At 29.2% G+C, this 16,477-nt stretch carries 10 protein-coding genes; 2 read left to right on the top strand and 8 right to left on the bottom strand.

Annotated elements, in window-relative coordinates:
* The first annotated feature begins 218 nt into the window (after positions 1–218).
* On the top strand, positions 219–1,400 hold the full coding sequence (locus tag AC0B4S_RS00330) for an IS3 family transposase (RefSeq protein WP_465101154.1): 1,182 nt from the start codon (positions 219–221) through the stop codon (positions 1,398–1,400).
* Between the two features lie 66 nt (positions 1,401–1,466).
* Here AC0B4S_RS00330 and AC0B4S_RS00325 read toward each other — a convergent pair whose 3' ends face one another.
* The 8 genes from AC0B4S_RS00325 to uvrA all read right to left on the bottom strand — a co-directional run bounded on the left by AC0B4S_RS00325 (position 1,467) and on the right by uvrA (position 15,544).
* Entirely contained in the window at positions 1,467–2,273 is an 807-nt protein-coding gene (locus AC0B4S_RS00325) for a hypothetical protein (RefSeq protein ID WP_465101153.1), read from the bottom strand.
* Positions 2,248–4,065 (bottom strand): S8 family serine peptidase, encoded by a 1,818-nt coding sequence (locus AC0B4S_RS00320; protein ID WP_465101152.1) that lies wholly within the window; start codon positions 4,063–4,065, stop codon positions 2,248–2,250. Before AC0B4S_RS00320 ends, AC0B4S_RS00325 begins: the two co-directional genes overlap by 26 nt.
* 421 nt (positions 4,066–4,486) lie before the next feature.
* On the bottom strand, positions 4,487–7,249 hold the full coding sequence (gene mip / locus AC0B4S_RS00315) for an Ig-specific serine endopeptidase MIP (protein WP_465101151.1): 2,763 nt from the start codon (positions 7,247–7,249) through the stop codon (positions 4,487–4,489).
* Positions 7,250–7,266: 17 nt separating this feature from the next.
* Positions 7,267–9,606, bottom strand: coding sequence for a putative immunoglobulin-blocking virulence protein (locus AC0B4S_RS00310; RefSeq protein WP_465101150.1), 2,340 nt, complete (start codon positions 9,604–9,606; stop codon positions 7,267–7,269).
* 177 nt (positions 9,607–9,783) lie between these two features.
* A complete protein-coding gene (locus AC0B4S_RS00305) occupies positions 9,784–10,716 on the bottom strand; it encodes an NAD(P)/FAD-dependent oxidoreductase (RefSeq protein ID WP_465101149.1) in 933 nt (310 codons plus the stop codon).
* A 6-nt stretch (positions 10,717–10,722) separates the two neighbouring features.
* Entirely contained in the window at positions 10,723–11,709 is a 987-nt protein-coding gene (lgt, locus tag AC0B4S_RS00300) for a prolipoprotein diacylglyceryl transferase (protein ID WP_465101148.1), read from the bottom strand.
* Complete coding sequence (gene hprK, locus AC0B4S_RS00295) at positions 11,702–12,637, bottom strand: HPr(Ser) kinase/phosphatase (protein WP_465101147.1); 936 nt, start codon at positions 12,635–12,637, stop codon at positions 11,702–11,704. Before hprK ends, lgt begins: the two co-directional genes overlap by 8 nt.
* Positions 12,638–12,685: 48 nt before the next feature.
* Complete coding sequence (gene uvrA / locus AC0B4S_RS00290; protein ID WP_465101146.1) at positions 12,686–15,544, bottom strand: excinuclease ABC subunit UvrA; 2,859 nt, start codon at positions 15,542–15,544, stop codon at positions 12,686–12,688.
* Positions 15,545–15,647: 103 nt separating this feature from the next.
* On the opposite strand from uvrA, the gene AC0B4S_RS00285 reads away from it, so the two are divergent.
* A complete protein-coding gene (locus AC0B4S_RS00285; RefSeq protein WP_465101145.1) occupies positions 15,648–16,415 on the top strand; it encodes a hypothetical protein in 768 nt (255 codons plus the stop codon).
* Positions 16,416–16,477: the final 62 nt, after the last annotated feature.

Raw genomic sequence — 16,477 nt, 5'->3', positions numbered from 1 at the left:
TGTTAATATTTTTACATTAAAACTAAACAAAAATTAACATAAATATTAAATTTATTACTAAAGTATATTAGGAAATTAAATTTTATTATTCAATTTTTTAAATGCAAATAAAAAGTTAACATGTAGTTAAAGCCGGACAGAAAAGTTAACATGTAAATGTTAGCTTTTCTGTTACCATTCGTTGGTACCAACGAAGAATTTTTTTGAAAAGATAAATTATGTCAAGACATTTAAAGAAAGAAGAATTTGCAAAAATATATGAAGAATATCAAAAATCAGGTTTACCAGGTGCTTTCCAAGCTATTTACCAAATATCACCAGAAACAAAAAACTTACAAAGAAATAGTGTAAAAGTTAGAATTAATAAAATAATTAAGTATTATAATTTAGGTATGGAAGACTTATTACAGACAAAGAAAGGGGAAAGCCGCAAAAAAGGAAGCGGCAAACCTAAGACGAAAAGAGAACCAAATTGAGATATTTTTGATCGTGATGATTTGTTACAAATAGCTAAAAGATATTATGAAATTACCAACGAATTACCTAAAAGTAAGAAAGTTATTGAATCTAAAAGTTTTAGTATAAGTTATGTTAAGCTTGCAGAAGTTTTTGGCATTTCTAGACAAACAATTTCTAAAACTCAAAATATTAAAATTGCACAAAAACTCCCTAAATATAGTGATGTAATCGAAAAATCGTTCGCAGAAACAAAGTCAAGATATGGAAGGTTAAAACTAAGTGTTTACATATCTAAAAAATACAAAATAGATATAAACGAACGTTCATTAGGGAGATATATGAACCTTTTAGGCCTAAAATGTAAGCTTAGACAAAAATCAAAACGAAAAGAAATTAAAAATCTATCTACTCAGATTGATAACTTCGTAAATCGTGATTATAATGATCAAAACAATCGAAATATTTATGCAACTGATGTTTCATATATAAAAGCGCCAAAAGATGTGTTAGAATCACACGTTTATTTGTCTGCAATTTTGTCTCATAAAACTAAACAAATTGTTGGTTTTAAATTATCAAAAAGTAATAATCTAGAACTAGTTTTAGACAATTTAAATTCATTAAAGCAATACAAATCCAAAAATTTTATCATTCACTCAGATCATGGCTTTCAATATACACATCATCAATATATTAAAGAAGTTAAAAATCTTGGTGGGATTATTTCGTTATCAAGAGTGGGAAATTCTCTTGATAATCGAGAAATTGAATATTGGTTTGGAATCATTAAAACTGAATTATTAAATGATTTAGATTATTCAAAAATAACATTTAATGAACTTAATGATATGATACAAGAATATGTAATTTGGTACAACAATGACCGAATTCAATCAAACTTAAACTGAAAAACTCCACAGCAATTTGCTATGGAATTATAAATAACTAAAATGTTAAATTTTGCTGTCCATGTTTAAGTAGTGTTAACTTTTTAGTATTATAAAATATTATATATTGCTATCTTTGGGGATATTAAAAGTAAAGTTATAATTATCTAAAGAATCTAACTTATTAATAACTATATAATGTATTGTTGATGTTGTGCTTAACGCTTGACTAGCTACACCCCTACCTGACCCTTTTGCTTGAATTTCTACTAATTTATATTCAAGGTTTATGTTTTTATCAAGGATATTAACTTTTTTAATTCAATATCCAGAACCTTTTACAACCTCATTAATGCTTCCAGTGTGATAGTTCAAGCCGTTAACAACAAAAATAGTATTTTTACTAAAATCGGTATTTTTAAAAATATCTTTAATATCTTTGTATTTATCGGAAGCTAACTCATGATTCGAATTAATTAAACTAAAAATCTTATTTTTATTTAATTTTATATTTTTTTCTTGTCATTTATCAATAACCTCTTTTCTGGCGTCTGATAACTTTGCCCTCTTTTCAGCACTATCTTTTTCATCATAATTCGTTATAGGTTTATGGTATTCATTATAAGCATCATTATGCTTTTTTATAACTTCGGCATGTTCATTTTTAAAAGCATCATCAAAAGATGAACTTTCGACTAATCTATCATAATTAACACTAGACCACAAAGCATTATCTATATGCACAGACCTGTTAGGATAATGAAATCTCACAAGTCTTTGTCCATCATCAGTTTTGGATTCAGAGGAGTAAGGATCGCTTGTTAAATTAGAACATGAAATAGCAGATAGTGGAATGAGAGTTAAAGAAGGAATAATTAAAGAATAAAATAATCTTTTAAATTTAGTTTTTTGATCTTTTAATTGCATAAGTAAATGCTAAATCCCTTTTTATATCATTGCTATCATATCTTAAAAGATTGAAATTATAATATCCACTTTTTTGAGCTGTAAATTCTACTGTTTCTGTGTTTCTCTCACCTAAAATAGAAGATGTTAATAAAGTATTACTTGGATCGAAAACTTTCAAATCAAAATCAACTATATTTTGCTTATTCCTTACTTCTGCTAATCATGAAATATTTGCTCTAATTGTATCTCCTTTATTTAAATAAATACTATGGTTTGTAGTAAATTTAGGTCCAGTTTTTTTATGGTATTTAAGATTTTTAACAGCTTGATCCACAAATTCAAACTGAGGTATTCCAAACCCTGTTTCATTAGTATAAACAGCATTTGTGTATCTTGGTTTTACAGATCCTGAAATTATTGCAGATTTAGCAATTATTGAATCATGTCCTAAATTAAATCAATATGGATTTCTTTGAATAACCATTGATGTTAAGGCAGTAATGACTGGAGTTGAAAAACTTGTACCGCTTCCTGAAAAGAAGTCATCATCCGTTCTAGTTGAAAAATTATAAGATCCACCAGATGTAACGGCGGTTATATAGTTTTTATCGCTACCTATTTGACTATAATTTGTTTTAGTTTGTAAATAGTCATTATTAATAGCACCAATAACTATACTATTTTTAGATAAAGCAATTCCTGCTAATGGCTTATAAGCCTCTATAAGTTTTCCATCTTTTTTTCAAGTTTCAAAATTATTACCAGCTGATATGAAATTAACAAGTTCTGGGTTTGACTTAATTAATTCATCAAAATAATGTGAATCATTATTATATACTTGACTTTCCTTATTATTTTTTGGATCAAATACGCCTCAACTGTTGTTTATTATTTTTACACCTTGTCCTAGGAAGAAATTCATTTCTCCAGCTAGTCCATTTCAACGTGTGTTTAATTCAACACTCCATAAAGTAGCAGTGGGATTTATCCCCTTTTGTCCAACTAAAATTTCACCCACATTATTAGCATGATTGCTATATGATTCTGTATAGAAAAATTCATTTCTCCAGTGAGCTCCATTTCCATATTTTTTGTTTCAGTAAAAAGGTGATAAATCATTATTAATTACACCTTCAGCCTCTAAAATACCAACTTTAATTGGGTTCTTATTTACATATTCTTTGAAATGTGAAAAAATTGTGTCTTTTGAAAGTCCGACTAAAGTATACAAATGATAGTTGTCAGAACCCCTGTAATCAAAAGCAACTCCTAAATTAAATCTTGGATTGTTATCAGTGTTTATAGATGTGGTTGTAACTACACTTTCTTTTTTATGTTTATTAATAAAATCTTCATGAGTATAATCGGTTTTAAAACCAAAAACACTTGAGACATCTTCATCTTCAGTTCCATATTTATTTAGTGCTTCTTTAAACTTATCATAGTCTTGCGAGCTAGTTATAGCTATAGAAATAGTTTTTAAAAAATCACCAATAATATAAACTAAATTTTCTTTCTTGGTTTTTAAATATTTTTCTGCTATAATTTTAAGCTTGTCTTTAAGATCTGAATATGTAGTACCTTTATAAATAATATCAAAGCGCTTAACTCCTACAGCTTTTTGAATACTCATTGTATCTTGAGAATTACTAATTATTGAGTTATTGGTAATTTCATAAAATTTTGAATTTTCATAAGTATTTAAATTGTTTATTTGAGTTTTGTTATTATGTCCCATAATAACCATAGTTGTAGCAGAACTCATGGCTAAAATAGAAAAGAATAAATATTTAATTTTTTTTCGCTTCATAGGCCTCCTTAATTTTTAATAAGATAAATTTAAATAATAATTTGGGAATTACTTACCGTAATAATATTAACATAAATTTATTTATACGTTAGCAAAAAAAATAAATTTTGCTAATAACTTTTTATATAGTATAATTATTATTAGACACTCTATTAAATAATGAGTGAATATACATAAACACAAGTAAAACTACTTGTGTTTTATAATTTTCAGTTTCATACTATACAAAAAATAACAAGATATTCAAAAATTATTTCTGCTAAATATTTATTAATATCTACTAATACCATATAAGTATTGAATGTCTATGAATCACATAATCCTAATGATGATTTCGATATGTACATTCAAAATTCTAATACTTATCATAAAAGTTTTTAAAATAAAACTATATGCATGTAAATTGCATATAGTTTTTATATTATTTATTAAATTCGTAGCCTGTTGGAATTTTATTAATAGATTCAGGCATTAAGTTTGTTTTCATATTTGAATTTGGATATAGTTTAACTAAAGCTTCACGATATGAATTACTTTGATCTTTCCCGCCACCATATACTAAATCATACTGTGGTAAGTTGTAAGTTCCATAAAGACCTTTATAATCAAATCCATTAGAACGAATTGCTACCCCTGCTGAAGTAGTTGAAAATTGGAATACTGTAGTTAAAATACCCATGATTTCATTATTTTGATTTCTAATTGCAGAGCCACTGGCTCCACCACCAACTTCAAAGTTTTTAAGTAGCATCCCAATACCGCTGCTTACATATTCTTTTTTATCATCGTGTGATTCTAAATATTTATCTCCCGATGAACGTGGTGCAACGATGAAGTTATCATATACACCGGGTTTATCTTTGAATTGTCTTAAGTTAAGCATATGAGATAATGTTCCACCTTTTTCAAGACGTTTAACGGTTCTTTCATCTGATTTATTAGGTGAAGATACGTCATATCAAGTAGATGAAGCATTAGTTCACATAGTATGAGTTGATTCAATTACTGCTTTTTGATCTATATCTGTATGATCATTTAAGTAAAAATCATAAAATCCTTGTTGTTTTGCTTTTGGATATGAAACAACGTATAAATTATCATATGCTTTAGTTGCTTCAGGTGATCCAGGTTTGGCAAGTAATGGTTGGTTAATTTTATCAAAATCATTTACATAATCGTATTTAGGAACTTTAAGTTTTAATTTATCATCTAAATTAGCATAATCATTAGTAAAGAATTTAGCAAAATCTTGTGGGGATTTTATTTCTTCACCAATTTTACGATCCTTATCTTCAAATTTTGTAAAGTCAATTTCAAAAACTGCAAAATCAATAAACTCCTCTTTATCTTTAACAGTATCATCTTTTGAAAGAGTATATGGACTAGTTTTTAAGACATTACGACCATCAAAAATATTTTTAAAGGCATTTTTGTTAACATCTATTTTATTGAATTTATCTTCGATGCTTAAAACTTTTATAGCATTAAAGATGTGTTTTTGGTCAGTTCGCCCAAGAATATCCATACGGATGCTATCAAGTGTTTTTTCATTTCACCCATTTATAACATGGTAATTAGTTGCAAAATACCATTTAGTTGGATATGAATTATCATCTTTTTTCTCATAGTCTAAAATTCATGCTGTTCCGGCATTACCAACTTTAGATTTAGCTCTATTTTTGTAATTTTTAAATGATTCATAATCACGAACTGTTCTTTCATTAATATCATTCTTTAAACGAGTTAAGATATCTGGTGAAAAAGTTTTTTTAGACTCTACAGCATCATAAAGTGTCTGCCAATGTTCTTTAATAAATGGAGTATATTTAGTTTCATACATTTTCTCAGTTTTAGCAGGATCACCCCCGCCTTCTGCTTCCAACTTTGTAATAATATCTTTAAATACTGCATCAATCACAGCTTCAGTATTCTTACCTGTTCTATTTGAAACCTTATCATCATCTAAACGCTTTTTAATTTCAGCAGCTGCAGTTTTATCATCTAATAAATCTGCCATTTTATAAATATCAAATTCTACTGCTTCTAGAGCTTGTTCAAGTTTAATTTGAATTGCTTCATCATTAGTAAATATTGGTGCTCTAAAACTTAGTAAATATGATTGTAATGCTGCTTCAGCATAATTATCATTAACTAATTTTCTCGGTAAACCTGTATTTCTTTGTGGACTTGGAGCAGAAGTCTTATAGTGATCATATCAATGTGTGGTACTTCTTGGTCCCCTGGTTGGAACATCTAGACCTGATACATTACCTGAAGCATCATATTTAGGAATAACAAATCCAAATTTTGATGCAGTATCATAATCAAGCATATTTAATTCTTTTGCTACTTTATTATATTTTTCTTTTGCTTCATTATTAGTTGTAAAACTTCTTTGGTAAGCATTAGAATCAAGTTCTCTTTGAATATTATTTAAATCATAATCATACTTTTGAACATTATTATATTCAACAGCATATTGAGTTTGAGTTGTTTCACGAGCTTTTTTCTCTTCTTCAGTTTCTAATCTACCTTGGCTATTATAACCATTTTCTTCTGCAAATCCAGTTAATTTATATTGTTTAGTTTCTCCATTCCCAAATTGTATAAAAGCAATTAATCCGCTTCTATCATCAGCTAGTCGAACATTTAGTAAAGTTGAAAGAATTCTTTCATCTTTTGGAGCAAACCCAGAACGAGCATTTAAAGCTTGCGACATAGAAAGTTGGGAAAAATCTGTTATTCGTTGGCTAAAGGTAAACCCATTTGAAGTTTGCTGTTCAACTTCAAAATATAGTGTTCCTAAATCACTTAATGATTTAGAATTTACTTGTTGGGTAATTTCTTCTCTCGATAATGGAGGTTGTTGAACAGGAGGGGTAGGATTTTGTTGTTTTAGTTCTACAATTTTAGAATTAAGTTGATCTAGTAATGTTTTTTCACTTGTTAAAGATGTTTTAATATTTGCATCTAAAGTATTATAAGCAGTTAACGCTGTTGTAACTTTTGGTTCATCAGCCACAACAACCGTTTCTTTAGTTTTGCTTAAAATGTCAGCATGGCTTTGCTTATAAGCAGCAACTGGATCAGAAGGGGTGGGTTTTGATTCTTGTCCACAACTTATAGCAAGTACTGGAAATAAAATTCCACCACTTGCTAAGCTTAGTATCAATCTTTTTTTCATTTGTTTTTCTCCTTTAATTATACAATTTCAAATTCATCTTCAGTGCTGGTGTATCTTACGTTATAACCTGCATTTTTCAAGGTGTTGTAAAGGGCAACGGCTCCATCGGTAACAATGATCTGAGTTTGTCTGTTAAATGTACCATCTGAATATTCAATTAAAGTTGCTAAGTGTCTTAATCCGTCACTATTTAAGTTTTGAACGTTTTGTGTTGGACGGATTCTAATACTTTTTGTATTTTTACCATTGCTAAATGTAATTTTAGGTCTTGGTTCCATAGGTGCAACTGGTTTTGCTAAGATATCATCAAATTGTGCTTCATTTAAATCAGTTGTATTAACTTCTCATACAGCACCATCATTGAATAGTTTAATTTTGTTTAGTTTACGTGTCGATTTTTGTTTGTTAGTAATATCATGAAATTCCATACCTCTTAAAGTTTTTATAGTTGGAATCCGTGAAAAATCAACACCCATAGGATATGAATTTCCATCACTGCTACGATCAGGTTTTAATCCTGGTCCTCAAGCTCCTTGGAAAATTCTTTCATTGTTTCTTGTTCAATAAGCCATTCTTAGTCCATTATTAATAATTGTTCAATCACCCAGCGTTTTGTAATCTTCTGCGTCAAATGCTAAATTATCAAAGGTAATCCGTGAGTAAAATGGAGGTTGGTTTGGATCAGTTGAGAATGTTGTGTTATAATCAGCCATATTAACTCATGCAACTTTATTTAAAGCTCATGGGTTAATTGATCAATCGTCAGCATTAACATTTAATCTATTATTTGATAATAATGAAAGTTCATCAATTTCCTTATCTTTAAGGTATTTTAAAGCAGATGTATTCTTAGACTCAAAGAATAGTTCTAATAATGGAAGTTTTTTAGGTAAAGCCGCAAAGATTTTATCCATGTTTTGATCAGCCCCTGATTTACCAATATTCATAATTCTATATCCGGTGATTTCTTTACCTTTGGCTTGTAAATCCGCAATTAATTTTTCAGCTTTTTTGTATGCATCTGGTTGTACAACATCAATTGTAACCACAACTGTTTTTTCACGGTCAGAACCTTCAACTTTTTCAATTCTAGTATATTCATTAATTGATATACCACGATCAGGAATATCTAAACCTTCTGACCTAAATTGTGCTGTAATATCACGTTTGTTTCAGTTATGGTATTTACCTAACAGCACATCTTCAGAACTTCTTCAATACCATGTGTTATTACCCATAACACGGTAAACTTGGTTGTTACGTTTATATTCAGCTTGAACAGTATTAACAACTGGTTCATGAGTTGATGATGTTCATTCACCATTTGCATTAACATAAACATCACCACCATATTCAGGAATAATGTAACCATTGGCTAAACTATCTTTTTCTGTTTGAGATAGTTTAGTAATTTTTTTAGGATCAATATGCATTAAGATTAACATCTTACCTAGTTCTCTGGTTTCTGTGCCGATGCTTCTAGGTCATGTTAATGTCTCTTTCATATTTCATCACTTATCTAATTGTTCATCTGTAACTGAATCTAAAAGATATTGTTTAACATTTTCTTTCGAAGTTAAAAGCATATGGTATCTAAACCATAAATTACCAAAGTGTTCAGATACATTGCCATCCTTTGCAATTTGGGCTTGTTTTGCTTCAATATCTCTATCATCTTGTAATGAACTAATATATGGAGTTGTATATGCTCCTATTTTTGCAGCCTTGCCTTGCGCAGCACCTGTACTCTTTGCAATATTTTCAGCAGTTAAGGCATTTTTTACATTAATAACATCAAAAGTAATTTCAGCATAATATGGAATCCGATTAGTAATTCCTTTTTCTACGTCTGATTGCTCATATTGACGTTTTGGAATTGTTTGAATATCTGCTTCAAATTCAATATCTTCAATTTTGATTTTGCGAGTTTCTCTAATAGGTTTTTCAGGTTCTGGTTCAGGAACAACTGTTGGAGGTATTTCCACATCTTTCTTTGGTGCATCTTCAATTGGATCAGATGCTGAAGGTGGTAAAACTTCTTGCTCCTTTTCTTTTTCTTTTTCTGGATCTTTAATAATTGGATTAAAAATAGTTTGTGGTGGTGTCTCTTCGACAGGTGGGGCCACTATTTTTTCTTCTTGTTTAGCTTTAGGTAAGTTATAATCAGTTGCACTAGTTTTTGAATTAGTTTGATCAACTTTTTCAGCTTGAAAATTTGGAGCGGCCTCCGTATCAATTCTAAATTTAAATGGCTCTGTTGTAGTTTGTGTTTGTGCAATAAGTGTTGTGGTAACACCAGTAAACACAAGTCCACTTGAACCAATCAATAAGAATAATTTTTGTTTACGTTTTAACATTATTTCTCCTTTATTACTTATTTATAAATCAAATATAATATAATTATATTATAAATTACAGATTTTTAGTTTTTTAATTACAAACATCTAAGGCTTTATAAATATCTTTTTAGTTACTTTTTTAATGGAACCAAACTGATTATAAAAAAATATGCGATAAATTTCGCATATTTTTGATTATAGTGAATTAAGTAAATCTGAGATTTTTTTAGCCGCAATTGCTCCGTCAGAAGCGGCAGTAACAATTTGGCGAATTTCTTTTTGACGAATGTCTCCGGCTGCAAAAATTCCTTTAACTTTAGTTTGCATGTTCTCGTCTGTAATAATAAAACCACGCTCATCTAAAATATCTAAATCTTTAACAAAGGTTGTTGTTGCTTCCATTCCAATATAAGGGAAAAATGATGCAATTTCAATAGTTTGCTCAGTTCCGTCAACCAAGCTTTTAATAACTGCTTTTTCTAAGGAATTAGTACCAGTTAATAAAGAAATTTGTGATTCCTTAAAAATAGTTATATTTGAAGCTTTATATAAATCTTCAACGAGTTTTTTTTCAGCTGTAAATTCTTTTTCACGAATTACAAAATAAACATGTGAAGCTATTTTTGTTAAATAGGTTCCTTCTTCCACAGCTGAATTTCCACCACCTAGAACTAATGTTGGAGCACCTTTAAATAAAGGACCATCGCAAATCGCGCAAAAACTAATTCCGCGGTGTAAAAATTCATGATACCCATTTATAAAACTTGGCTCTCTGTTTTTCATTCCAGTTGAAATTAAAATAGTTTTTCCATATATTGAAGAACTATCAGCTAATTTAACTTCCTTGTCAAAATCACCGTGATTTACAATTTCGACAACTTCCCCATATTTATATTGGGCACCAAAACTAGTAGCATGATCCATAAATTGAGTTGCTAATTCTCAACCATCAATAATTTCTGTGCCAATTCAATTTTCTACTTTATTGGTTTGTGATAGTTTACCTCCTGGAGCACCTTTTTCAATAAATGCTACTTTTAAATTTGCTCTTGAAGCGTATAAAGCCGCATTTAAACCTGCAGGTCCACCACCAATAATCACTAAATCAAATGTTGTTTTTGTTTCCATTAATACCTACTTAAATACTGTATATGTTAATACTTTTTTGAAAATATTACTAAATGAACTAATGTTTACATATGCGTAGTAATATTCAGGATTTTTATATTCATAATGTTTAAAAATTTTATATTTAACATTTGTGACGTATTTTACACGTGATCAGAAAGCAAAGTAAATGAAGATAAAACTTCCTGATAATGCGAATAATAATGCCACAATAGAATAGAATAAATATGATTCTTGTCTTAATGGTTCTAAGGCAAGCCGCACAACACCGTATCATAATAAATATAATCCGGCTGTTGCGCCTGGTTTAAATGTTCAAAATAAATTAAAAATTCATACAATGATTAAATACCCAACTAAGTTTGCTAAACCTTCATATAAGAATAATGGATATCTATAAGCCCCTTCAAGTCCTAAAGAATCAGTATAAGCATCGGCAATATACATATTATCCGCAAAACTTTTACCAAAAATTATAGAGCTAGCTCCAGTTCAGTCAATTTTTCCATAAACCTCATGGTTTCCATAGTTTCCAAACCGCCCAACAAACTGCCCAACTAAAATAGTTGGAATAATAATAGAAGTTGCTTTACGTATATCAACAAGATGCCTCTTAGTATAAGCATAAGTCATATCGGCTATAATAGTGAAGAAAACTCCACCTTGGATACTAAGGCCTCCATCTCATATGGCATACCAAGCGGACCCTTTAAAGGGTTCACTATCATATATAAGTTCCTCAAACACAAATCCAAGACGTGAACCAATAATCCCCATTGGTATGGTGATCAAGATAAGCCCGTATAAAACCTCAATATTCATTTTTTCCCTCCTTCAGAAGTAAAAAATGGTTAAGATAGCAGTTAAATATCCTAACATAATCATTAATGAATATGTATAGAATTGAAAAGAACCAATGGTAAATAAGATACTTGGGGTCCCTTCGCGAAATGCAACTTCAGGCACATAACTAGGTCCATTTAAATTATTCATTTTCTTTTAACCTCCTATTTTCTATTTCTTTAATTACATTTAAACCATCCCGCTTTGAAAGATAAAATCCAACAGCAGTTTCAATTAAAGATGCAGCTGAACCTCCTTCTTTTATTGGAATTTGAATTTTATGGATATATCTTCCAAAGATTGGATATTTTAAAAAATCTAAACCTAAGCGGTCAAATTCGTATTGTTTATCAGTTTTAATTAATTCAACAACTAAATCGATTACAGATGATTTGGCAACAGATTTAACTCCATAAATATGTTTTACATTAATCATCCCAATTCCGCGTACTTCAAGTAAGTGTTCAGTGATTCTGGGCGAGCGACCTATAAAGATATTACCTCCATCACCAATCAAAACAGAATCATCACTAATAAACACATGTCCTCGTTGAATAAGTTCTAATACCGCTTCTGATTTACCAACCCCGCTATTACCAATAATTAAAACACCAGTTCCCCCAATTAAGACTAAACAAGCATGCACTTGTGTTTCATCTAAAAAGTGGTTGTTAAGATATGACCCTACATTTGAAGTTAGTAATGAAGAACTCATTTTAACCTGACATACTGGTACTCCATATCTACTGGCAGATTCAATAATTCAATTTAAAGCTGGTTTGGCCACACCTCTTGATAAAATTACCAAAGGTGGTTGTAATTTAAAAACGTGATCAATAGCTCTAATTGATGCATTTTTTCCTATTTTTTGAAATCATAAAGATTCGCTAGTCCCCCAAGAAATAACATTATTTTTCAAGCGATCATAAGCTAAAAATGCAGCTAATTCCAAACCAACACGTTTAATAGCTGGTTGATAAATATAATTATAATTAATTTTAGTTGCAGGATCATTTAAAACCTTTCAACCAAAAAATTTAATTAATTCAGCAACGCTCACTTTCTTTTTCTTATTCATTTGACCTCGATTTTTACAATATGTTATTATTATACAAGTTATTAATATTTATTTTTGATTTCGTGAAAATATTTTTTCAAGGAATTGACCGGTAAAACTATGAATATTTTTGGCCACCTGTTCAGGCGTTCCAGTAGCAACTATTTTACCACCATGAATTCCACCACCGGGGCCTAAATCAATTAAATGATCGCAAGATTTAATCACATCTAAATTATGTTCAATAACAACTACTGTGTCTCCGTTATCCACAATATGATTGAAAATTTCGATTAATTTTTTAATATCATGACTATGTAATCCAGTAGTTGGTTCATCTAAAACATAAATTGTTTTTCCAGTAGGTTTACGTTGTAAATGAGTTGCTAATTTAACCCTTTGCGCTTCCCCTCCAGATAATGTTGTTGAGATTTGCCCTAATTTAATATATCCTAAACCAACATTTTGTAAAAACATTAATTTTTCAATAATTTTAATTTTAGAATCAAAGAAAACTATTGCTTCATCCACGCTCATTTCTAAAACATCATTAATATTCTTTTCTTGATATTTAATTTCTAAGGTTTCTTTATCGTAACGTTTACTATCACATTGATCACATGTAATATATACGTTAGGTAAAAAATGCATTTCAATCACTAAAAAACCATCTCCACTACATTTTTCACATCGTCCACCTGGAGTATTGAAACTAAATCTCCCTTTTGTGTAACCTCTTATTCGTGATTCTTCAACATTAGCAAAAATTACACGAATATCATCAAAAACACCAGTATATGTTGCTGGATTACTGCGCGGAGTTCTTCCAATTGGGCTTTGGTTTACTTGCACAATTTTATCAACATTGATTAATCCATCAATGTTTTTGAAATCAGCCTTTTTATGGCTTAATCCTTCAGCAATACCTTGCATTTGTTTATATCCATTAACTAAAATATCATTAATTAATGTGCTTTTGCCACTTCCAGACACACCAGTTACACCAACTAATTTTCCTAAAGGTATTGTAATATCAATGTTTTTTAAATTATTTTCTTTAGCTCCTTTAATAGTAATTGTTTTACCATTACCAGAACGTCTTGAAACAGGAATTGGTATTTCTCATTCACCAGATAAATATTTCCCTGTAATTGATCTTTCGCTAGAAATAATATCTTCAATACTTCCTTGACCAACTACTTCACCTCCTGATTCGCCAGCATGAGGGCCTATATCAATAATATGATCTGCGGCAAAAATAGTATCTTCATCATGTTCAACTACAATTAAAGTATTTCCTAAATCAACCATCTTTTTCATAGTTTCAATTAATCGTAAATTATCACGCTGGTGCAAGCCAATCGAAGGTTCATCAAGCACATATAAAACACCACTTAAATTTGCACCAATTTGGGTTGCTAATCTAATGCGTTGTGCTTCTCCACCTGATAAAGTTTCAGCACTTCGATTTAAACTTAAATAATCCAAACCAACATTATTTAAAAAAGTTAGGCGATTAATAATTTCAGTTGTAATGATATTTGAGATTGTTTTACTATATTCATCAAGCTTATTAACTAAATTTTCAAAAGTAATTAAAGCATCTGAAATTGATAATTTAGTCATTTGATAAATATTTTTATTATCAACTTTAACGCTTAAAGCAGCTTGATTTAACCTTGCTCCTTTACATACATTGCAAGTAACTGAACTCATATATTTTTTAAGATAGTCACGGCGGTGTTCAGAAGCAGTTTCAAAATACAATCTTTCAATTTTAGTTAATATTCCTTCGATAAATTGCTTTTTACGATATTTATTATTAGATGAAGAAACTAACATATATTCGATTTCTACATCTGAACCATAAAGAATATATCTTAGTTTACCTTGTGGAATTTCATCAATTGGTGTATCTAGTGAAATTTCATAATGGTCTAATAAAGCTTTAAATTCTTGTCATTCTAAATTAGGAGTATTGATAAAGTTTTCAAAATATTTAATAGCTCCATTTCCAATAGTTTTTCATGATTCAGGAATTAAAGCATCAACAGATGCTCTTGTTTCAAAACCAAGACCCTTACAATTATCACACATCCCAAAAGGTGCATTAAATGAAAATAATCTTGTATCAATTTTAGAAATTGAGAAATCTTTGTGAATGCATGAATGTAATTTAGAAAAATGGAAAATTTCTTTAGTTTCAACATTTTCAATTTTTATAATACCCTCACTTTTTTCAGTTGCTATATTTATAGCTTCTGAAATACGGTTGTAATTTGCTTCATTTAAAACTACACGATCAATAACTAAGTCAATTGTATGTTTATGGTTTTTATCAAGTTCAATTTTGTCCCTTAAACTTAAAATTTCTCCATTAACCTTTGCCCTTAAATAACCTTCATTCTTTAATTTTTCAAGCAAATTAATATGGGTTCCTTTTTCGCTATCCACTAAAGGAGCATAAATAATTAACTTAGTTTCTTCTCCTAATTTATAAATTGAATTTAAAATATCTTTAGTAGTTTGAGATGTAATTTCTAAATTATGTTTAGGGCAATATGCTTTCCCAATACGTGCATATAAAAGTCTAAAGTAATCATAAATTTCTGTAACAGTACCAACTGTTGAACGAGGATTATTATGAACTGTTTTTTGTTCAATAGCAATCGATGGATTTAAACCATCAATTTTTTCAACATTTGGTTTCTTGGTTCCGCCTAAAAAAGTTCTCGAATAAGAACTTAGAGAATCAACATATCTACGCTTACCTTCTTCATAAATTGTGTTAAAAGCTAATGAACTTTTGCCACTACCACTTAAACCAGTGAATACCACTAGTTTGTTTTTTGGAATTTCTAAAGAAATATTTTTTAAATTATTTTCTCTAGCACCAGCAATTATTATTTTGTCATTTGTTATACTCATTTATACTCCATATAAAATACTTTTATATATTTTAACTTGTTTTTTAAAATTTAAAAATTACATGTTTAAATATCTTAGTTTCTTTTGTTATAATTAATGTATTATGAATCTTAGTAATACAGGACATTTAGCTTTTGCTATGTTTTTTATAGCATTAACAACATCATTAGGTATTTCAGTTACTAAATATCGTCTTTGGACTTTTAACGAAAGTGTTTATAAAGCAAACCAAAAAAATATGTTAAAAACATTGGCTTTTGCCACTATTTTACTGCTAATTGCTCTTGCATACACTATTTTAATCCAACTAGAAATAATTACAGTAGGCGAATATTTAACAAACGATAAAGGAATTAGAATTGACAGTGCCGGCAGTGAATATAATGTAATAACAAGTAGTGAATCAATTACTAGTTATATACTAGTTGTTGCTTGTTTAATAACAATTGGTTTAATAATTTATTATTTAACTCAAATTAAAGCAAAAGATGAAATTCGACCAGAAGAATTAATAGAATTTGCACAACAAGTAGTTATTGATTTTGATCAAGCCGAAAAAAGTTATTATGTCTTAAAGCAATCCCTTAGACGATATGGACCTGATAAAATCATTAATTTTGACAATTATATTTCAAATAGTACATTTATGCTTAGTTTTGGCAAGAAATTATTTTTCAAAACCCTTATCAAAAGAACTATTTATTTTGGTTTATCATTACCAAGTAAAATACCAACCTTTGATCAGCCCCAAACCCCTAAAAACATAATTATGGTTTACTTAATCTCTTCAGTAAAAGTAATTAATAAAACCAATAAAATACAAATAACAGTAAAGGATCTTACTGATCATTTAAAGGGATTAACATTTTAAAAAAGTTATAATTTATAGACAGGGAAAAAATATTCGGACAAAATCCGAATATTTTTAATATA

It is taken from the genome of Mycoplasma sp. 6934 (assembly GCF_055523595.1).
The sequence above is the reverse complement of the archived record's forward strand: the minus strand, read 5'-3'. Positions and strand labels throughout refer to the sequence as shown.